Origin of the sequence: Enterobacter sp. WCHEn090032, from assembly GCF_003986875.1 — a bacterium.
Taxonomy (GTDB): Bacteria; Pseudomonadota; Gammaproteobacteria; order Enterobacterales; family Enterobacteriaceae; genus Enterobacter; species Enterobacter sichuanensis.
Window position 1 is genome coordinate 164638 of sequence record NZ_RXRN01000003.1, and the last position, 21503, is coordinate 186140.

The following is a 21503-nucleotide window of genomic DNA, read 5'->3' on the forward strand; positions in this document are numbered from 1 at the left end:
GTCTGCTCGTTGCGCTGAATTTTTTTCCGTTTCTTTTTCAGGGGAGGAACGTGTTTCCTGGGCGCTGGCATTAAAGACCGGAGAGAGATAAAACAATGAGGAGGGCGGGAGTAACTGCAGTACAATCTGTATGCAGGCAAATAGTTTCCTGACGTTGGGTTGCATATAACGGGGTCCATGAATTATATAGTCCATATTAATCCCGAATCTTACCGTTCCATTAACGCCTCATTCAATCAACTCAGGGCGTAACCCAAAACAATAAAACACGGCTTTAATTCATGGGGAAAATATCAGCATGCCGCTTCCGTTTAAAATTGCTTTAAGACATTAATATAAATAGATAGCATGAATACAAATAAACAATAAACTCATTTTTTACTGGGCTTATTTTTTCTTATTTTAATTTTCAGTACATTTAAATAAAAAACGCAACCCCGAAAGGTTGCGTTAAAAGAGAACGTATTGATTACGATGCGTCAGCCGTACCAGGCAATGATTCCGGCGGCTGCGGCGCAAAACCGCGCAACCCGACAACGTGTACGTGCTCACTGTTCTGGAACACCTTACGCACCAGTTTATAGGTGGTCCCTTTTTCCGGGCTGATGTTTTCCGGTGCCGCAATGATGAGCTGCATATCGAGACGTTCGCAAAGCTCAAACAGCGTGGCGATGGATCGGGCATCAAGACGCGCCGCTTCATCCAGGAACAGCAGTCGGCATGGGGAGATGTCTTTCCCGCGCAGACGACGCGCTTCATCTTCCCAGCTCTGTACAACCATCACCAGAATCGACATCCCGGTACCAATTGCTTCACCGGTCGAGAGCGCCCCGGATTCCGCACGCAGCCAGCCGTCGGAGCCACGGTTTACCTCAACTTCCATCTCTAGGTAGTTACGGTAATCCAGCAGCTCTTCACCGATGGTTTGTGGCGTACGCTGCCCCATATCAATCTGCGGGTTCAGGCGCTGATACAGCTTCGCCAGCGCTTCAGAGAAGGTCAGACGGTTGCTGTTGAACAGGTCCTGATGCTGCTCATGTTGCTCAGACAGCACTTCCAGCAGCGTCGCGTGGGCTTCACGCACGTTGACGTTGAGGCGCACGCTGTTCACCTGACCAAACGACACGCTCTGCAGTCCCTGGTTCAACTGGCGAATACGGTTCTGCTCGCGCTGAATGGTTTTGCGGATGATATTTGCCACGCTGCGGGAGCTGATCGCCAGCTTCTGCTCACGGGAGGTCAGCTCTTCCGTCAGGCGTCCCAGTTCGATCTCCATCTGCTCGATGGCTTCAACCGGATCGTCGGTACGGATAATGTCCTGACGAATACGCTCGCGCAGGTGCTGGTAAACCGCCACGAAGAACTGAATTTTACGTTCCGGACGTTTCGGATCCTCTGACATCCGCAGAACATCGCGCAGATGCTCGTTATCCGCCACCGCCAGACGCAGCGCACCCAGCGCCTTATCCGACATGGAACGCAACTCATCGGCAGAGAGGTAAGCCAGTTCACGGCGGTGCAGACGACGCTCAACGTTATTGTCTTTCACCATCCTCATGACCGCGCACCAGCCCGCCTTCGCGCTCACGACCTGCTCACGCATTTCATGGTAGTCACGCTCCAGCTTGCGCAGGCGACGGGTAAGGTTATCCATTTCCGCTTCACAGAAGGTCAGCGCTTTTTCCAGCTGATTGCGACGTGCGCGGTTATTACTGAGCTGGGCATGCAATTCGTCACGACGAATGCGCGCCCGCTCTTCTGCCCCGCTGTCAGCACGCACGCCGATGTCCTGAAGCTCTTTGTGCAGATCGTTGAGCAGCTCTTTCTTGGTATCGAAGGAGCTTTTCAGTGAAGCCAGCACCTGGTTGTACTGGTTCAGCTGAGCGGAGTGGCTGCGCATCGCTTCACGGGCGCGGGTACGTTCCGCTTCAGCCTGCTCAAGGCGCTGACGCAATTTTTCGTTCAGATCGCTGTTACCGCTCAGCATTTCGGCCGAGTCGGAGTAGCCGAAGTGGGCACGGCGCTGCACCACTTCCGTCAGGGCAAACGCCTGCTGGCGCGCTTCTCGCTGCACCTGCTGCGACCAGGCATAATCTTCTTTTAACTGCTCGAACTGTTCCGGGTCGCTCTGCAGCACAGACACGACGGGCTCCAGCTTCGCCAGCTGGTTACCGTGCTGCTGCACAAAGCGGGCGGCTTCCTGCGCTTCATCCAGACGTTCCTGGATCTCATCCACACGGTCAGCCAGCGTATCATCGGCCAGCAGATTCAGGCGCGGCAGGATACGGTTAAGGGCCGCAACGCCCTCTTTCGCCTGCTCGAACTGGACGCGGCTCTGCTGGTTATCACTTTCGTGCGCGGCAATCGCACGCTCCAGCTCACCACGGCGGGTGTTGAGCTTGCGAATTTCCGCTTCCGGGTCAGCTTCAAAGGCCACGGCCAGATGGCTACCGATAAAGCGGCTGAACGCCTGGTGCAGGCGCTGGGTTTTCTGGACGTCAAACGACAGGGTCGCAAAACGTTCAGACAGCGTTTCACGTTCGGCGTGCAGGCTTTCAATGCGGCTTTCACGCGCGGCGCGGCCAAATAGCGGCAGTTCCGGGAAGCGGGAATAACGCCACTGGCGATCGGCGATTTTCACCACCACCGCTTTTTCCAGCTCATCGACGCTGAATACGCTGTCATCAAATGACTGCGGATCCCCTTCAATCAGGTAGAGATCTTCCGGGCAATCCTCCAGACCGGCAAGCTGCTCAGAAATCAGCGACAGATCCGGAACCACAATCGCGTTACGCGACGGGCCATACAGCGCCGAGAAGTACGGTGCATCATCCAGACCGACATCGTCATAAATTTCAGACAGCAGCACGCCGCCAAAACGCTCCGCCAGGGCATTGAGACGCGGGTCTTCCGCACCGCCCGGCTGGCTTAAGCGCTCAATTTCTTCGTCGACGTCACGCTTGCGCGCGCCCACTTCATCACGCTCAACAATCGCCTCGCGCTCGCGCTCCAGCAACTGCTGGAGATATTCAGTGACTTCCTGGCTGGATTCGAACTGCTCGCCACACTGCTCACTCAGCTGGTTAAGGCTGCTCTGGGCCGCCAGCCAGACCGGCGCACGCTGCAGCAGCGCTTGCGAGCGGGACTGAAGCTGCTCCAGCTCCTGGCGCAGGGTCATGCGCTGTTCGCTGGCGCTGGATACGGAATCGGAGAGCGCGGCAATACGGGCTTCCAGCTCCTGATGCAGGGCTTCAAGCTCGTCGAAATCGTAATTTTTTCCCTGCCGCTTGCAGAACTCCGCCAGCAGACGCTCGGCTTCCTGCTGCTCGCGCAGGCGCTGCTCCAGCTCGTTAAGACGCATACGCAGCGGCTGAACCTGCTCGGCCAGATGGCGCTGGTTCACGCCGTCGCGCAGCAGCTCGCGGGCAACGTCCCACGCTTCGTTACGGGCCAGCGGGCCGTTAATCGCTACCACCAGCTGATAAGCCTGCTCAAACTGGCTGTGCGCCGTTTGCGCGACGCTCATTTTCTGTTCGAGGGAGAGCAGTTTTTCCGTTGCTTCCTGCTCCTTTGCCTGGAAGGTTTCCAGCCATTCGTCGGCGCTGTCCGGCGTTAAGTCAGGCAGATGGCACAGCTCTTTTGCACGCTGTAACGCCTGCAGGGCCTGGGTGTACTGAATCGCACGCGTCTGCTGCACGTCCAGCGCCTGCTGGTAATCGGCAAGCTGGCTTTTCAGCTCATCCACTTCCAGCTCGGCGGCTTCGGCGCGGGCTTCGTTCTCTTCCTGCATCTCGGCGGCTTCGGCCACCACTTCATTTTGCTCTTCGAGACGAATTTGCAGTTCATCGAGATCCGCTTCATAGCGCTCGATTTTTTCCTGCTGACGCAGTGCGGTTTGCACCAGGTTCAGGTGATCGCTGGCAGCCTGATAATCGGCTTCCAGATCGCCCTCAGCACCGTTGTGTTCGCCCAGTTCACGCGCCATTTCAACGTGCTTATACTGCTCGGCCACCAGCTGTTTACGGGAGGTAAAGAGCTCACGACGATACTCTAATGCCTGATCGAGATGCACCCGGCGCTCGTTGGCATGACGCATGTAGTCCGCCGCCACGTAGTTGGTGGCCTCGCTGATCAGGTGTTTAAACAGATCGCGGTCAGACTGGGTAACGCGAATGGCTTCCAGCGTCATGCGGTTTTCACGCAGCGCCGCTTCCATATCCTGGAACGCCTTCCGTACCCCGCTGTTTTCCGGCAACAGGTAGTCGCGCAGGGAGCGGGTAATGGCGCTGGAGATCCCGCCGTACAGGGACGCTTCGATCAGACGGTAGTATTTGCTACGGTCAGATGCCGTGCGCAGACGACGCGCCACCACGCCCAGATCGAACATCAGAGAGTGGTAGTCGGTAATCGAGTTGAACTGCTTGAACTGCACGCCTTCGATAGTCTCAAGCTTATCTTTCAGCTCCTGCAGCGTCAGTACGCGCGCCTGGCGTTCGTTCAGGGTTTCCGTCAGCAACGCCGTCGGCTGCATTGAGGTTGGCAGTCCCTGAATGGCGAACGGTTTAATATCGACTTTACGGTCGCGCCCGGCCACCTGTTGCAGTCGCACACCCACCACCACACGCTGATGACGGGAGTTAATGACGTCCAGCACCGAATAACAGACACCGGCCTTCAGCTTACCGTGGAGGCCTTTATCGCGGGAGCCGCTTGTCGCCCCCGCTTCGGTGGTGTTACGGAAGTGGAGCAGCGTCAGGTCAGGGATCAACGCCGTGACAAACGCCGCCATGGTGGTGGATTTCCCTGCGCCGTTACCGCCGGAGAGGGTTGTCACCAGCTCGTCCAGATCGAACGTTCGGGCAAAGAAGCCGTTCCAGTTAATCAGCGTCAGTGAGCGAAATTTACCGCGTTCAATCATTACTCTTCCTCCCCGCTATCCGGCAGATTCTCTTCATGCTCATCATTGAGCTGCAAATGGTTTTCCACCGGCATCGCTTCACCGTCGCGGATCATGCGAAGCTGCGCTTCACGCGCGTCGTCACCCGCACGCACGTCGGCGCCGAAGCGGAAGACAGATTCCGTAATGCGGAATTTGCTGCTGTCGTGGCCCATAAACCAGACCATCCCCAGACGGCGCAGACGGTTCAGGGAAGAGCGGACTTTTTCCTGTAATTTCTGACGATCGAGATCCGACCCCGTTGAACGGTTATTGACCAGCTTAAGCAGCTTGCTCTCATCTGCCAGCGTTAACAGCTCATCGTAAAGCTCCTGCTGGGTGAAGATGCCTTCATTGGCCAGACGCTCAGGGCTGAGATAGAGGTAGCACAGAATTTTGCCGACCATCATATCCAGCTCGGAGAGTACGGAACGCGGAATCAGCGTCGTGGAGCGTGGGCGCAGGTAGAAAAACCCTTCCGGCGCGCGGATAAGCTCCACGTTGTAGCGTGCGTAAAACTCTTCCAGGTACTCCTGGAAGTCCATCAAAAAGGCGTGATTATCCAGCTCGTCGAGGCCAATGTGACGACCGGCACGCAGCTGGCTGTCCAGCGCCGGAAATAACGGATTCGCCAGCGCCTGTGCCAGCTTAACTGGCATCACTTGTTCAATATTTGTCAATGACATGCGCCTGTACCTTGGCTCCGTAATCGTTAATTGGCTGCCACTTCGGCGGCAGTCCGGTGAAATCTGCCTGCGCGATGCCCAGGCGTACCGCCTGGTCTACCACAATGCGGGCAATGTCGAAGTGGCGCGCGCGAGGATATTGCGCCAGATAGTCGCGCACCACGAGGCCAAGATCCAGCGGCACTTGTCTGGTTTTGTAGACAGCGAGCTGTTCTTCGATCATGGCCGCAAGTTGCTCGCGAATTTCGTTAAATTCTTCATATTCCAGATCCGGTGGCAGTTCACCGGTCACCTCTTCATCGCGCAGCGCCATCTCTTCGTCGCGCATATCCAGCAGACGATCGGCGTTGGCGTAGGTCAGCGCCCATGGCGCATCGAAATAGGTCTGTACCGACTGGCGCAGACGCTGAGCAAAGACGCGGTTTTTATCCATATCGATCGCGGTACGGATAAATTTATGCACGTGGCGATCGTAGCCGATCCACAGGTCGATCGACTGCTGGCCCCAGCTGATAATGCGATCGAGCTTGCTCTGCAAATCAAAGACCAGACGGTCGATAAAATGCAAATCGTCATGCGCCAGGGTCGCATCCTGAATGCGCAGCAGGTTCGCCTGCAGCTTGTCCCCCGCCGCCTCCAGCGTATCCTGCAGTTCGCGCAGCGTGCCGGAGGTTTCTGAGAGCAACAGTTCACAGCTGGAGATAGCCGCACGCCAGTCTTTATTCAGCAGTTGCGCGATATCATCTTTCACCTGCTGCTGCTGTTCGTCCATCAGACGCTGGGTCAGATCGATACTGTCGAAAATTTCCGCCACCGAGTATTTCAGCGGGGCGTAGACGTTACGGTGCCAGTGGAACTCATCACCGTTTTCATCCGCAGCATCGGCGGCACGCTTAAGCTCACCCGCCACAATCGAGAGCTGCATCGAGAGACGCAGCGTGGAAAATTCGCGCTGGCGGATGTAGTAATCGGTAATCCCGATGCCCAGTGGCGTCAGGCGATAGATGGCGTTTCCTTCCGCCTGCTCGCTGGTAAAGCGGTTCAGCAGACGTTGACGCACCATATCGTTGATTGCGTTGTTGGCACGCACGCTAATGGTTTCGCTGGTTTGCTCAAACGCATCACTGACATGGCGGAACGCGTCCACCAGTTCACCCTCGCTCATTTCCCCGTCCAGCCGTTCGCCGTTCAGCGTAGCCACCGCCAGCAGGAAAGAGAGTCTGTCTACCGGCAGCGAGATGGAGAAATCGTTTTTCCTGGCCCAGGCAACCAGTTCGGGGACTGTCTGGGAAAATTCACTCATAGGTTATCCTTGCATCTGCGGCTTGTGCGCGGTGACGTGAATATAGCGGCCAAGGCTGACAAAAGGCTCCTGACGGCAATACCGCGTTTCTAATTCTGTTAAGGTGTCAAAACAGTCACGCTGTTTGTGTTTTTCACGCAGATAATCATGAAACACCCTGACGCCCGTCTTCCCGGTTATCTTCCAGCCGATCGCTTCCAGCCAGCCATAAACCTGCTGCGGATCGCGCGGATAGTCCGGGGAAAGCGTGCGCTTTTTCTTTTTAGGCATCCCGACCTGAACATAGTCGAAGTTACCCGCAACCATGTTGTGCATCAGGAAGCCGTTAGCATTGTAGAACATCAGCGACAGCGTGCCGCCCGGGCGCAACATCGACCACAGGGTTTGTAACACGCTTTGCGGATCGGCCACCCACTCCAGCACCGCATGAAACAATATCAGATCAACCTGGGTTTCCAAATGCTGTGCAATGTCCTGAGCGGCGCATTGTATAAAATGCATGTTGTCGCTCACACCTTTCTCTTCCGCTGCACGCGTCGCACGGGCGACCATTTCAGCAGAAAGATCGCAAAGCGTGACGTGATGACCGCGTTCCGCCATTTTTATGGCCGTCTGTCCTTCACCGCCTCCGGCGTCCAGCACGCGCAACGTTTGCCCCCCGAAGGTGGCCAGAATCGTGTCCAGATCCTGCCAGAGGATCGTCTGCCGGAGCTGCCCTTTAGTGGTGCCATAAATGTTGCGCGAAAACTTTTCCGCGATGTCATCAAAATTGCGATCCCGCATTGGGAGAGTTCCACTCGCTAACTGCAAAACCGCTATTTTGTCACACCCGCGCGGAGAATGAACCTCTCTGGTGTAATATCACGGGTATTCACCTGCTATATGGTTAAAAAAGGAACCAAAAAGGATGCTTTTTACCCTGAAGAAATATGTGGGAGGGATGATGCTTCCCCTTCCGCTCCTGCTGCTCATCATCGCGCTGGGGTTGGCGCTGGTGTGGTTCAGTCGCTTTCAGAAAAGTGGCAAAACGCTTATTACGTTCGGCTGGCTGGTCTTGCTGCTGCTGAGCCTGCAACCGGTCGCGGATGGCCTGTTACGTCCCATCGAAAACAGGTACCCAACATGGCAGGGTAATCAGAAAGTGGCCTACATCGTGGTGCTGGGTGGCGGCTATACCTGGGACCCGGACTGGGCCCCCAGCTCAAACCTGATCAACAACAGCCTGCCACGGCTCAACGAAGGCATTCGCCTGTGGCTGGCGAATCCGGGATCAAAAATGATCTTCACCGGTGCGGCGGCTAAAACCAACCCGGTGAGTACGGCTGAAGCGGGGGCCAGGGTGGCGGAGTCGCTCGGCGTGCCGCGGTCATCGATCATTACCCTGGATCGCCCAAAAGATACCGAAGAAGAGGCCGCTGCGGTGAAGCAGGCGATTGGTGATGTCCCGTTCTTACTGGTGACCTCCGCCTCACACCTGCCAAGAGCGATGATTTTCTTTGAAAAGCAGGGCCTGCACCCGCTTCCGGCACCGGCAAACCAGATGGCCATCGACGCGCCGCTTAACCCCTGGGAACGGGCGATCCCGTCCCCGGCCTGGCTGATGCACAGTGATCGCGTGGGTTATGAGACGCTTGGACGCCTCTGGCAGTGGATGAAGGGGTCCTCAGGCAAGCCAGGGCAGGAGTGATTTTGTCGCCAGATCGAAGTTGGCGCGATTGAAACGACCGGTATTCACCAGTTGCGCCACCTCATCCCACAGCAGGTAGAGCCAGCGCCGCCAGAGAAACGCTTCGGCAACGGGCGCACGTTGAAGGTAGTGCCAAAGCAGACCTTCCGCCGCCCCGCTGTCGCTGAGCCTGAATAACTCATATTCGCGCGGTGCCCAGAGCATGACTCCCGGCCCCAGCATGGCCAGAAGCTGATCGCTGCGGGAGTCCTTGAGCATACTGCGCAGGGTGAAATTACCGTGGATCAGCACGCAGTTGTCGTTAAAACCTTCAAACAGCGCCGGTAAGCACTCGCGAGTGCGGAACAGAATACGTTTGTCCTGCATGGTTAAACCGGTGTTATTGAACTGGTTAAGCGTCCCCCACAGCACTTCGACCCGCTGGCGATACCACAGCGGCCACAGGTTTTCCTGGGTACTGTCGACCGGGCCAACGAGTCCACGGCTATCCTGACGATGCCAGGCCAGCAGCGCCTCGACAATCTGGTCCTTGAGCTGTTCCCAGCGCTCCGGCGTACGTGCCGGGGCTTCAACAGACACCCCGCGCAGCCGCTCAATCAGCAGCACATCCGGGCCAGGGTGCTCCTCATGCGTCATCACGCCGTAAACCGTCGGCATACGGACGGTTCCCTGCCGTGCGAGCATTGAAATTTTCCAGGCGAGCTGTCGGGCAACCCCCGGCGAGGTAAAGCTCCTGGCCATCAGCGGCATTGGGTTTCCCTGACTGTCGTACAACGACCAGAGCGCGGTATCAGCCTTTTCACTCACACATTCAACCCGGCTTAATTTCTCGCCAAGCAGGTGACTCAGTTCGGCACGCAGCTGTTCCATATGAGATTACCCCCATTAAGACTACTGCTTTTATAATGAGCGCGTAGAAAGCAGATGTCACCCTGCAGAGATCAATTATGGAAAAGATAGGAAAAAATAAACCGGAGAGTGCATCCCTCCATGAGGGATGCAGGCAGGATTAACGCAGTTCGGCGCGAACGCGCTCAAGATCTTCAGGAGTGTCAACGCCCGTGCCAGGGACCTCCTCGGCAACAGCAACGTGGATTTTCTCGCCATACCAGAGCACACGCAGCTGCTCCAGCATTTCGATATGTTCCAGCGGGCTCGGTGCCCAGCTCACGTAGCGACGAATAAAGCCAGCGCGATAGCCGTAGATGCCAATGTGACGCAGGAATGTATCACCAATAGTCTCTTTTGAAACCGCAAAGCGATCGCGATCCCACGGAATGGTGGCGCGGGAGAAATAGAGCGCATAGCCCTCAGCATCCGTCACCACCTTCACCGCATTCGGGTTGAACGCTTCTTCTGCATGATGAATGGGTACCGCCAGCGTGGCCATTCCAACCTGACGCTGCGCCAGGTTTTCAGCCACCTGACGAATAATGACCGCCGGGATCATCGGCTCGTCACCCTGCACGTTCACGATGACCGTATCATCGCTGAAACCGCATTTCTCAACCACTTCCGCCAGACGCTCGGTGCCAGACTGGTGATCGGCGCGGGTCATACACACTTCCCCACCGGCAGCCTCAACCGCACGCGCGACATCGGGATGGTCGGTCGCCACGATAATGCGCTCAGCACCCGATTCACGGGCACGTTCAAGAACGTGCACAATCATCGGTTTGCCATTGATATCCACCAGCGGTTTACCCGGCAGCCGGGTTGAGGCGTAACGCGCAGGAATAATGACAACAAAACTCATGGTTTGCTCTCTTCTGCCACCAGAGAACGGGCTTCGTTTTCCAGCAATACCGGAATACCGTCACGCAGCGGGAAAGCCAGACTGTCCAGCTTGCAAATCAGCTCTTGTTTGTCCTGGCTGTAGTAGAGTTTGCCGTTGCATACCGGGCAGGCAATAATTTCAAGTAAACGGTGATCCATAGTTCCTCCGTATGGGTAATCGCTAAAGCTTAACACATTCCTTTTTCAGGGAGTGCCTGTTTCCCAGCCACTTCGACAGGATGTAAACAATCCATCAGGTACCCGCCCCAGCGTCACATCGTGAGCCCCCTGCCAGCGCGCGAATTCGCTTATGGCGAGCGTTAGCCCTTTTTCCAGAGCCGCCGTCACCCTGACGCCCTCTTCCAGATAAAGCGCAATGATTTCAAGCGTACCGGTCTTGCGGTGCATTTTGGCATCCATACGCCCGACCAGTTGCCCCTTATGCAGCAGAGGTAAGACGAAGTAGCCATACTGGCGCTTGGGTGCCGGGGTGTAACACTCCAGCCGGTAGCTGAAACCGAACAGCTGCTCGGCCCGTTTTCTGTCCCAGACCACCGGATCGAAAGGCGACAGCACCGTGCTGTGGGTTGCCTGAAGTTTCCCTTCCAGAGCCTGAGGCAATAGCGGGAGAAGCTCCTCATGCAGCCACATTTCGCCCAGTGTTTCTACCATGACGGGGATTATGCGCTGTTCTTGCTGCCACATTTCCAGCAGCGGTTTTAGCGCAGGCTGGCGCAGACGGTAATAATCTGCCAGCCACTGTGAACGGAAAATACCCAGACTGCGGGCACTGTTCTCCAGCATGATGGCCTCAGCGGCCTCACGGGAAAGCAGGTCGCGCTCGTCGTCCCAGTGCGGCATCACGCGATGCGTGAGGTCGTAAACGCGCTGAAAATTACGCCGTTCAATCACCATGACTTTGCCTGAGGTAAACAGGCCTTCCAGATGACGTTTGTGTGGCTTCCACTCCCACCAGCCGCTCGTGCCTTTCCGGGGATGTTCAAAATCGGCGGAACGTACCGGACCGTTCTCCTGAATATGTGCGATAAGCTGCTCGATTTCAGCCGCATGTTCCAGCATCCACGCCTGGCGGTATTTCCAGCCCATCTTCTCCGGCGCAAGCATACGGTGACGAACCAGGGCAAAGTCGCTACGGGGCAGGAAGCAGGCTTCGTGCGCCCAATACTCCATCAACTCCCCCTTGCTGAGCGACTCATCCAGCCACTGTGAAGGATAACTCCCCAGCCGGCTAAACAGCACCAGGTAAGGGCTGCGCGCCACGATGTTAATGGTGTCGATTTGAAGTAGCGACATGCGCTGGACGGTAGAGAGAATATCGGCAGGCTGCGCACGGCGACGGGGCTTTTTAAGCAGCCCCTGTGCGGCAAGATGTAAATGACGTGCGGCTGAAAGCGAGAGTTGCGGTAAAGACATGCGTTTTCCTGTCAGTCAAAGCGCCACCAGAACCGCATAAGCGTTTATTTCACCAACGCCAGCAGTTCCTGGAGCAAGTGTTCCGGCTGCTCGCCGCTGAGTTCAGCGTCAACCGGCAGATACCACCAGTTATCTTTCGCAAAGAGACGGCATTTCACCGCATCTTTTTCAGTCATGATCAATGTCTGACCGGGCGTCGTCAGTGCGTCAACCTGTTCCACCGACAGCGCCTGATGATCGGCCAGCGGAACGCGTTTTTCAAGCCGGGCACCGCCCTGTTCCAGCGTCGAGAAGAAGCGGGGAGGATGACCAATACCCGCCATGGCGACCAGCGCAGGTAAATGAGAAACCGGACGACGTTCGCCCGTCACAAGATTGACGGCCATGCCAGGCTGGAGGTGCATAGGGATTTCGCCCGTTTTTGCCTCACCGCCGTTCACGATCACCGCATCCACGGACTTCAGCCGTGAAGCCCGTTCTCGCATGGGGCCAGCGGGCAGCCACCAGCCGTTACCAAAACGACGAACGCCATCAATGACCACAATCTCTTTATCACGCGCCAGCGCGTAGTGTTGCAGGCCATCATCCGTGATGATTATCTGTACCGCGTGTTCGGCAAGCAGGGCCCGGACGGCATCGCTGCGCACCGGCGAGACCGCAACAGGGGCGCCAGTACGCTGGTAAATCAATACTGGCTCATCACCCGCCTCGGCGGTCGTGGTTTTCGCCGTCAGCAACAGAGGGTATTTCGCCGCTTTACCGCCATACCCTCGCGACACCACGCCGGGACGGATACCGCTCTGTTGCAGTTGCTCGACCAGCCAGATGACCACCGGGGTTTTACCGTTGCCACCTGCCGTAAGATTACCCACCACCACAACCGGTACCGGCGCGCGCCATGCCTGCTTCAGCCCCAGACGGTAAAGCAGGCGAATAGCACCGCTCACCAGGCCATACAGCCAGGAGAGCGGCAGAAGCAGCAGCCACAGCGGAGATTCACCGGACCAGATGCGTGCAATCATTCGCCGAACTGCATCTTATGTAGCTGAGCATAAACGCCGCGGTGTTCCAGCAGATCGGCATGGCTTCCGCGTTCAACAATGACCCCATCCTCAACCACGACGATTTCATCAGCCTGCTCGATAGTCGACAGACGGTGCGCAATCACCAGCGAGGTACGGTTCTTTTGCAGCTCATCCAGCGCCGACTGAATCGCACGTTCTGATTCCGTATCCAGCGCAGAGGTCGCTTCGTCCAGGATCAGGATCGGGCTGTCACGTAGCAGCGCGCGGGCAATGGCGATACGCTGACGCTGACCACCGGAGAGCAGTACGCCGTTCTCGCCGATGATGGTATCGAGACCGTTATCCATCTTGTTGATAAAGTCCATTGCATAGGCCATACGCGCGGCATTCTCAATCTGCTCACGGCTGTACTCTTCAGTGCGCGCATAAGCGATGTTGTTTGCCACCGTATCGTTGAACAGGTGCACGTTCTGGGAGACCAGCGCCACCTGGTTACGCAGCGACTGCAGGGTATACTCGCGCAGATCGTGGCCGTCTAACAGAATTTCACCTTCGTCAATGTCGTAGAAACGGGTGATCAGGCTGGCAATGGTCGATTTACCGGAGCCGGAACGGCCTACCAGCGCAACGGTTTTTCCTGCCGGAATGGTCAGGTTGATATTGCGCAGAGCCGGTGTTTCGCGGCCAGGATAGGTGAAGGTCACATTGCGGAACTCAACGTCACCGTTCGCGCGCTCAATGATGCGCTTACCTTCATCTTTCTCCTGTTCGGAATCGAGAATGCTGAACAGGGTCTGACAGGCCGCCATCCCGCGCTGGAACTGGGCGTTGACGTTTGTCAGGGACTTCAGCGGACGCATCAGGGCGATCATGGAGGAGAAGACCACGGTGATGGTACCTGCCGTCAGCGTTTCCATCACGCTTGGGAAGCTTGCCGCATACAGAACGAATGCCAGCGCCAGTGAGGCAATCAGCTGAATAATCGGGTCAGAGATGGAAGAGGCTGACACCATTTTCATTCCCTGCAGACGCATTTTGTTGCTGACTTTATCAAAGCGTTTTGTTTCGACGTCCTGACCACCAAAAATCAGAACTTCTTTATGCCCTTTCAGCATCTGCTCTGCGCTGGTGGTCACCTGTCCCATCGTATTCTGCATATTCTTGCTGATATTACGGAAACGCTTCGACACGACGCGAATAGCCACGGACACGACCGGAGCCAGTACGATAAGGATCAGCGACAGCTGCCAGCTGTAGTAGAACATCATCACGAACAGCCCGATAATCGACGCACCCTCGCGCACAACGGTAATCAGCGCGCTGGAAGAGGAAGAGGCAACCTGCTCGGAGTCGTAGGTAATACGCGACAGCAACGTTCCGGTCGACTGTTTATCGAAGAACGCAACCGGCATGCCCATCATATGACTGAACAGTCGACGGCGCATGGTCATCACCACTTTTCCTGAAACCCAGGAAATACAGTAGCTGGAGATATAGCTGGTGATACCGCGTAAGATCATCAGTCCGATCACCACCAGAGGCATCCATAGCAGCACTGAGCGATCCGTTTTACCAAAACCGTCGTCCAGTAACGGTTTAAGAAGCGATAGCATAAAAGTATCGCTGGCTGCGTTGAGGATTAACGCTACACCCGCCACGATCAAGCCTGCTTTAAAAGGAGCAATCATCGGCCAGAGTCGGCGGAACGTTTGCCACGTGGAGAGATCTTTGTCGTTATGCATTCAAAAAACCAGCATTGTTGAAATAGCCGCATATTCTACCCGTTATCTACGGGCGCGCCAAACCACTGATGATACCAGCGGGGTAAAATTTGTTCTCGCAAGCGTCGGATTTGCCAGTGATGTTGCGAGAATGTCACCGATATTTGTCCAGAATGAGGCGTATCATGCCAGAGATACCCCTCTTTTCGATAACGCCGCACGACTTTAGCCGACGGGAAATGCCACGCGTTGTAGCGGGCCGCCGAATCCAGTGCAATCTGCCCTTCCGCCCGCTGTACCAGTGGCAACGATGAAGACGTATTGCTGCCATGATGGGGAACTTGTATGAGCGTGGTCGTCAGATGACGCCAGTAATGGCTAAGCATAGCCTGTTCCGCAGGCGCTTCAATGTCTCCCGTCAGCAGAACACTCTGCTCACCGTCATCAACTTTTACCACACAGGAAGCGTTATTCCCCTGGGAGGGATAATTCTCTGGTGGCCAGTGAACGGTAATGGTAAGTCCCTGCCATTGCCAGCGTTGTCCCCGGAAACAAGGGCGATGACCTGCCTGACGTAAGGGGCTTCTTATCCACATTTCAGGCCAGGCTTTTTTCAGCGATACCAGGCCCCCTGCATGGTCGAGGTGATCATGACTGAGAATGACGCCTTCCGGCCGCAGGTGATGCCAGCGAAGCCACGGAATAATTAACCGCTGCGCGCTGTCTCCGCCCGGCCAGGCGAGCCCGGTATCATACAGAATGGCTTTTCCCTGCCGTTCAATGACCATAGCCAGCCCCTGCCCTACATCCAGCATATGTAGCGTCCAGCTATCGCTTTTTGTTGTTCGCCACAGGGGATATGTCAACAGGACGCTGCCTGCCAGACAAACGGCAGGAACGATTTTCCAGGCACGAAAACGCCAGCCCGCGATGGCAAGCCAGGGCAGCAATGACAGGTACTGCCAGCGTTGATCCACATTTTGCCAGCCATCAGGCAGGCGCATCAGTAGCCAGAAGAGTCCCGCAAGCGACTTATCGGCCGCAAACCAGACGGCACTTTCTACCGCCGCCAGCGGCAGCAGATGGAGCAGCATACCGAGCAGGATCAGCGGCACGGAGACAAACGTCACCAGGGGAACGGCAAAGAGATTGGCAATGAGGGATGAGAGGCTGAAACCATGGAAAATCAGCACCTGCAACGGCATAAGCAGCAGCAACATTCCGACCTGTAGATATACGAGGTTCAGGAGTGGTCGTATCCGACGAGCCCGGTGCCAGTGAGGAAGCGGCAACCACTGAAACCAGAAAATCAACGCAGCGACGGCAAATGCTGACAGGGCCAGACTTTGCGACAGTACGGCTAACGGATCGCTTAGCAGGATCGCCGCGATACAGCAAAACCATACCTGCCAGGGAGACCATTGACGGGCCGTAATACGTAACGTCGCGAGTACAGCAAGGGCGATAACCGTTCGCATTGCCGGTGGTTGTAAACCGGTAAGCCAGGCGTAAAAAGCGGCAAACGCCAACCCGGCCAGGAGAGGCATTTGCCAGCGGATCCGATGGGCGGGTAATAACAACTGGAAACCGCGAGCCAGTAACCAGACGATGGATGCTGCCAGTGCGATATGCAGACCTGAAATCGCCATGAGATGCAGCGTGCCGGTTTCTCGCATCAGATCTTTTATTTCCCGTGGGACATCCAGACGCTCCCCCATCCCCAACCCGAGGATAACCGCTCCCCAATGATAAGCAGAAAGTCGCTTTTGCAGTGACATCAGGTATTGTGCGCGCAGGCTGCAGCGCCCATCGACGCGTTCCGCATGGGTGAACCGTCCGCTCAGCGTTTGATGTTGAGCAAGAGCGCTTCGCTGGGCATCATAGCCTCCGTCGTTCAGTTCGCCGTGCACTGGCCTGAGTCTGAGCGTCATGGCCCAGCGCTGACCGGCACATACGTTCTGTGGCAGATCGTTGCCATACAGGGTTACGCCCGTGGACGCCCACCAGCGTTGACCGTCCACGCTGAGAATGTTTCCCTGGAGCAGGGTTTTGCCATCTGTCGCGGTGATCTCGACCTCAGCCCGCACCGCTCCCGAGGTTAAATGCGCCATAGGCCAGACGCTCTCCTGCGCGGCAAGGATCCCCCATACACAAAATAACACCCCCATCCCCACATACTTCAGTTGTACGTTTCGCCGTGCAGCCAGCACGACACCACCCCCAATCATTATCCAGACGAGATAACGTGATGGCAGCTCAGGTAACCAGAGCAAAGGGGTTATTGCCAGAATGGCGCAGATGCTCAGCGCGGGTATGCCCATTGCTACCTCCCTGTTTCAGGATGGCAGTATGTAAGCAGACAGAGCGTGTTGTCAGGTGGGAAGACCAGGTTTTACAGCACGTGCCGTACTGTTTTTATCCGTTTGCAGAAACGGAAATGAAAAATGCGGGAGCTCTTCAGAATGAAAACGTTAAGCACAAAAAAAGCACCCGCAGGTGCTTTCTTTCGAACCCAGTTTACCCCAAGGGATAAACTCAGTTGCCATAAATATTGGCGCGATCGCGCAATTCTTTACCTGGCTTAAAGTGCGGAACGTACTTACCTTCCAGTTCGACTTTATCGCCCGTTTTCGGGTTACGCCCGGTACGTGGAGCACGATAGTGCAGAGAAAAACTACCGAAACCGCGGATTTCAATGCGCTCGCCCTGGGCAAGAGTGGAGGCCATATGCTCCAGCATCTCTTTTACGGCATCTTCCACTGCCTTGGCAGGGATATGCGGTTGCTGACTGGCAAGTCTTTCAATCAATTCTGACTTGGTCATGATTCCTCCGGTTCCTTTCAAACCAATTAGCTGAACAGCTCATTAAACAAGGGCGGCCGTAGCCGCCCTTTGTTATTGATTACAGGACGGATCCTGCAATCTGTCAAGTTTGCTCCTCATCCTTCGCGCTGTAAATGCGTTACAGCTCAAATGATGCTGAGAACCTGATATTACTCGCCTTTAGCTGCTTTGAAAGCTTCAGCCATTGCGTTGTTAGAGAAGTTTGCATCTTCCTGTTTGTTAACAGTTGCGATTGCATCTTTCTCATCAGCTTCGTCTTTAGCACGAACAGACAGGCTGATTGCACGGTTCTTACGGTCAACACCGGTGAACTTAGCTTCAACGTCGTCGCCTACGTTCAGAACCAGAGTGGCATCTTCAACGCGGTCACGGGAAGCTTCAGAAGCGCGCAGGTAACCTTCAACGCCGTCAGCCAGTTCTACGGTTGCGCCTTTAGCGTCAACTGCAGTTACTTTACCGTTTACGATTGCGCCTTTCTTGTTCAGTGCAACCCAGTTGTTGAACGGATCTTCCGCGAGCTGTTTAACGCCCAGGGAGATACGCTCACGCTCTGCGTCAACCTGCAGAACAACTGCAGCGATTTCGTCGCCTTTTTTGTATTCACGAACTGCTTCTTCGCCTGCAACGTTCCAGGAGATGTCAGACAGGTGAACCAGGCCATCGATGCCGCCGTCCAGGCCGATGAAGATACCGAAGTCAGTGATAGACTTGATTTTACCTTCAACACGGTCGCCCTTGTTGTGGGTTTCCGCGAACTGCTGCCATGGGTTGTTTTTGCACTGCTTCAGGCCCAGGGAGATACGACGACGTTCTTCGTCGATATCCAGAACCATCACTTCCACTACATCACCAACGTTAACAACTTTGGATGGGTGGATGTTTTTGTTGGTCCAGTCCATTTCGGAAACGTGTACCAGACCTTCAACGCCTTCTTCGATTTCAACGAAGCAGCCGTAGTCAGTCAGGTTGGTCACGCGACCAGTCAGTTTGGTACCTTCTGGGTAACGCTTAGCGATAGCTACCCATGGATCTTCGCCCAGCTGTTTCAGGCCGAGGGATACACGAGTACGCTCGCGGTCGAACTTCAGCACTTTAACAGTGATTTCGTCGCCCACATTCACGATTTCGCTTGGGTGCTTAACGCGTTTCCACGCCATGTCGGTGATGTGCAGCAGGCCATCAACGCCGCCCAGGTCAACGAATGCGCCGTAGTCAGTGAGGTTCTTAACGATACCTTTGACTTCCATGCCTTCCTGCAGGTTTTCCAGCAGCTGATCGCGTTCTGCGCTGTTTTCGGATTCGATAACGGCACGACGGGAAACAACAACGTTGTTACGCTTCTGGTCCAGCTTGATTACTTTGAACTCAAGCTCTTTGCCTTCGAGGTGCAGGGTGTCACGGACTGGACGAACGTCTACCAGAGAACCTGGCAGGAACGCACGAATACCATTCAGCTCAACAGTGAAGCCACCTTTAACTTTGCCGTTGATAACACCGACCACAGTTTCAGCTTCTTCGTAAGCTTTCTCCAGCGTGATCCATGCTTCGTGACGTTTAGCTTTCTCACGAGACAGCAGGGTTTCGCCGAAGCCGTCTTCTACTGCGTCCAGAGCAACGTCAACTTCGTCACCCACCTGGATTTCCAGCTCGCCCTGGGCGTTTTTGAACTGCTCTGCCGGAATGGCGGACTCAGATTTCAGACCGGCGTCAACCAGTACTACGTCTTTGTCGATAGCAACAACAACACCGCGAACGATGGAACCCGGACGGGTTTCGATTTCTTTTAAGGATTCTTCAAACAGTTGAGCAAAAGATTCAGTCATGTTTAATCTTCAGGTTAATATTAACGTCCACCTGGCTCCGTGCCGGATGGGGTTGTTTCACATACCCGCCGTCAATCCATTGCAGCGGGGGTACTGCTAAATCGGTCGCGATTACGCGAGTGCCAGTTTTTGGCGCGCATATTGTAGCGCTTTTTCAATCACTTGCTCAATAGTTAAACTGGTGGAATCCAGAACTAATGCATCTTCTGCAGGAACAAGTGGGGCGACGGCGCGGTTACGATCGCGGTCATCGCGCTCTTTTATCTCGGATAAAAGGCGATCAAAGTTAACACTAAACCCCTTCTCCTGCAACTGAAGCATGCGGCGTTGCGCACGTTCTTCCGAAGAGGCGTCAAGGAAAATTTTCACCGGCGCATCAGGGAATACCACGGTTCCCATATCACGCCCGTCCGCAATCAGACCCGGGGCTTCACGGAACGCGCGCTGACGACGTAACAGCGCCTCACGAACGCGCGGGAATGCCGCCACCTGGGAGGCGGCATTCGCCACTTCCTGCGTACGAATTTCGCCGCTCACATCTTCCCCTTCAAGGATGACTTCGAGGTTGCCATCGGTCGACACGAAACGCACATCCAGATGCGCCGCCAACGGAACCAGCGCCTCTTCAGAGGCTACATCCACATGATGATGCAGTGCAGCCAGCGCCAGCACGCGATAGATTGCTCCCGAATCTAAAAGATGCCATTGCAATGCTTCCGCCATCGCTTTGCACAGCGTACCTTTCCCTGCGCCACTAGGCCCATCAATGGTGATTACCGGGGCAACTGCCGTCATCTTTTTCTCCTTAAATAAGGCATACCGTTTACATAAACGCCGCGCATTATACGCGCCAACGTGCGCAACTGTTACCTTTGCGTGCAAATTAGGGAATTAATGAAGCAGAGTGTAGAAGAAATGCGCGTGAATGAACGTCAGGAAGCGTAAGCAAATGCCGCATCGGGCGATGCGGCACGCTGTTATCAGGCCAGAGTACTGATGCGGGCCAGCTGTTCGAAGTAGTCCGGGAAGGTTTTCGCCGTACATTTTGGATCGAGGATGGTCACCGCGGTATCGGACAGCGCCACCAGCGAGAAGCACATCGCCATACGGTGATCGTTGTAGGTCCCAATTTCCGCGAACTGCAGTTTTGCCGGAGGTGTAACGCGAATGTAGTCTTCGCCCTCTTCCACTTCAGCTCCCACCTTACGCAACTCGGTGGCCATTGCGAACAGACGATCTGTCTCTTTCACGCGCCAGTTGTAGATGTTACGCAGCGTGGTGGTGCCTTTTGCAAACAGCGCCGCCGTGGCGATGGTCATCGCCGCATCCGGGATATGGTTCATGTCCATATCAATGGCCTTCAATTCACCGTGTGTACAGGAGATGAAATCATCGCCCCAGGTGACAATGGCGCCCATTTTCTCCAGCACGTCAGCAAAACGAATATCGCCCTGCACGCTGTTACGGCCAATGCCGGTCACTTTCACCGTGCCGCCTTTAATCGCCCCGGCAGCCAGGAAATACGAAGCGGAAGAGGCATCCCCTTCCACCAGGTAATGGCCCGGAGACTGATATTGCTGGGCGCCGCGAACGACAAAACGCTGATAAGCCTGGTTTTCAACCTCTACACCGAAGGTCTTCATCAGATGCAGCGTAATATCAATGTACGGTTTGGAAACCAGATCGCCCTTAATAGTGATAACGGTATCCTGCGGTGCCAGCGGTGCGGTCATCAGCAGCGCCGTCAGGAACTGGCTGGATACGCTACCGTCAACCTCGACGTTACCGCCGGTAAAGCCCCCGCGCAGACGCAGGGGTGGATAATTCTCTTGCTCCAGATACTCAATCTGCGCGCCGCCCTGACGAAGGGCATCCACCAGATGGCCGATCGGGCGCTCTTTCATGCGCGGCTCGCCTGTCAGGACAATGTTGTTGCTGCCCAGACACAGCGCTGCCGCCAGCGGACGCATTGCGGTCCCCGCGTTACCCAGAAACAGTTCAAGCTCATCAGCCGAGCGTAGCGCGCCGCCGTTCCCCGTCACCTCGCAGCGGGTACGGTCGTCAGACAGCGTGTAATGAACTCCCAACGCTTTCAGCGCATTGAGCATATGGCGCACGTCATCGCTGTCCAGCAGGTTCGTGAGGACGGTGGTGCCGTTTGCCAGAGCTGCCAGCAGCAGAGCGCGGTTCGAGACACTTTTTGAACCAGGCAGATTGATGGTGCCATCTACCCGCGCGATAGGTTGTAACGTCAGGGATTCCATGAAA

The 21503-nt window shown here is 55.6% G+C and carries 16 protein-coding genes; 1 reads left to right on the plus strand and 15 read right to left on the minus strand.

Going from position 1 to position 21503, the window contains the following annotated elements; genetic code table 11:
• Nucleotides 1-469: 469 nt before the first annotated feature.
• From mukB to cmoM, 4 genes are read right to left on the minus strand one after another with little or no spacing between them, the layout of a single operon-like run.
• Entirely contained in the window at nucleotides 470-4918 is a 4449-nt protein-coding gene (mukB, locus tag EKN83_RS03805; RefSeq protein WP_025756000.1) for a chromosome partition protein MukB, read from the minus strand.
• Complete coding sequence (mukE, locus tag EKN83_RS03810; protein WP_008499954.1) at nucleotides 4918-5622, minus strand: chromosome partition protein MukE; 705 nt, start codon at nucleotides 5620-5622, stop codon at nucleotides 4918-4920. Before mukE ends, mukB begins: the two co-directional genes overlap by 1 nt.
• On the minus strand, nucleotides 5603-6925 hold the full coding sequence (gene mukF / locus EKN83_RS03815) for a chromosome partition protein MukF (protein WP_025756001.1): 1323 nt from the start codon (nucleotides 6923-6925) through the stop codon (nucleotides 5603-5605). The genes mukE and mukF overlap by 20 nt, the downstream gene beginning before the upstream one ends.
• Nucleotides 6926-6928: 3 nt before the next feature.
• Complete coding sequence (gene cmoM / locus EKN83_RS03820) at nucleotides 6929-7708, minus strand: tRNA uridine 5-oxyacetic acid(34) methyltransferase CmoM (protein WP_025756002.1); 780 nt, start codon at nucleotides 7706-7708, stop codon at nucleotides 6929-6931.
• Nucleotides 7709-7832: 124 nt separating this feature from the next.
• On the opposite strand from cmoM, the gene elyC reads away from it, so the two are divergent.
• Nucleotides 7833-8612, plus strand: a complete 780-nt coding sequence (gene elyC / locus EKN83_RS03825) for an envelope biogenesis factor ElyC (RefSeq protein ID WP_126800366.1) — start codon at nucleotides 7833-7835, stop codon at nucleotides 8610-8612.
• Here elyC and EKN83_RS03830 read toward each other — a convergent pair.
• The 11 genes from EKN83_RS03830 to aroA all read right to left on the minus strand — a co-directional run bounded on the left by EKN83_RS03830 (nucleotide 8589) and on the right by aroA (nucleotide 21499).
• A complete protein-coding gene (locus EKN83_RS03830) occupies nucleotides 8589-9482 on the minus strand; it encodes a YcbJ family phosphotransferase (RefSeq protein ID WP_025756004.1) in 894 nt (297 codons plus the stop codon). The genes elyC and EKN83_RS03830 overlap by 24 nt on opposite strands.
• A gap of 139 nt (nucleotides 9483-9621) precedes the next feature.
• On the minus strand, nucleotides 9622-10368 hold the full coding sequence (gene kdsB, locus EKN83_RS03835) for a 3-deoxy-manno-octulosonate cytidylyltransferase (protein ID WP_094918150.1): 747 nt from the start codon (nucleotides 10366-10368) through the stop codon (nucleotides 9622-9624).
• Entirely contained in the window at nucleotides 10365-10547 is a 183-nt protein-coding gene (gene ycaR / locus EKN83_RS03840; RefSeq protein WP_006174474.1) for a protein YcaR, read from the minus strand. The genes kdsB and ycaR overlap by 4 nt, the downstream gene beginning before the upstream one ends.
• A 45-nt stretch (nucleotides 10548-10592) precedes the next feature.
• The gene (locus EKN83_RS03845) at nucleotides 10593-11822 is read right to left on the minus strand and encodes a winged helix-turn-helix domain-containing protein (protein ID WP_126800367.1); all 1230 of its coding nucleotides are present in this window, start codon (nucleotides 11820-11822) and stop codon (nucleotides 10593-10595) included.
• A gap of 44 nt (nucleotides 11823-11866) precedes the next feature.
• Nucleotides 11867-12844 carry a tetraacyldisaccharide 4'-kinase gene (gene lpxK, locus EKN83_RS03850; RefSeq protein ID WP_126800368.1) on the minus strand — a complete coding sequence of 326 codons (978 nt, stop codon included), beginning with the start codon at nucleotides 12842-12844 and terminating at the stop codon, nucleotides 11867-11869.
• On the minus strand, nucleotides 12841-14589 hold the full coding sequence (gene msbA / locus EKN83_RS03855) for a lipid A ABC transporter ATP-binding protein/permease MsbA (protein WP_045284485.1): 1749 nt from the start codon (nucleotides 14587-14589) through the stop codon (nucleotides 12841-12843). Before msbA ends, lpxK begins: the two co-directional genes overlap by 4 nt.
• 35 nt (nucleotides 14590-14624) lie before the next feature.
• Nucleotides 14625-16889 (minus strand): ComEC family protein, encoded by a 2265-nt coding sequence (locus EKN83_RS03860; RefSeq protein ID WP_126800369.1) that lies wholly within the window; start codon nucleotides 16887-16889, stop codon nucleotides 14625-14627.
• Nucleotides 16890-17103: 214 nt separating this feature from the next.
• Nucleotides 17104-17391: an integration host factor subunit beta gene (ihfB, locus tag EKN83_RS03865; RefSeq protein WP_008499965.1), complete on the minus strand. Its 288-nt coding sequence runs from the start codon at nucleotides 17389-17391 to the stop codon at nucleotides 17104-17106.
• Between the two features lie 170 nt (nucleotides 17392-17561).
• Nucleotides 17562-19235 (minus strand): 30S ribosomal protein S1, encoded by a 1674-nt coding sequence (gene rpsA, locus EKN83_RS03870; protein WP_008499966.1) that lies wholly within the window; start codon nucleotides 19233-19235, stop codon nucleotides 17562-17564.
• A 111-nt stretch (nucleotides 19236-19346) separates the two neighbouring features.
• The gene (gene cmk, locus EKN83_RS03875) at nucleotides 19347-20030 is read right to left on the minus strand and encodes a (d)CMP kinase (RefSeq protein ID WP_013097305.1); all 684 of its coding nucleotides are present in this window, start codon (nucleotides 20028-20030) and stop codon (nucleotides 19347-19349) included.
• A 185-nt stretch (nucleotides 20031-20215) separates the two neighbouring features.
• Nucleotides 20216-21499 (minus strand): 3-phosphoshikimate 1-carboxyvinyltransferase, encoded by a 1284-nt coding sequence (gene aroA, locus EKN83_RS03880; RefSeq protein WP_045284487.1) that lies wholly within the window; start codon nucleotides 21497-21499, stop codon nucleotides 20216-20218.
• Nucleotides 21500-21503 lie beyond the last annotated feature (4 nt).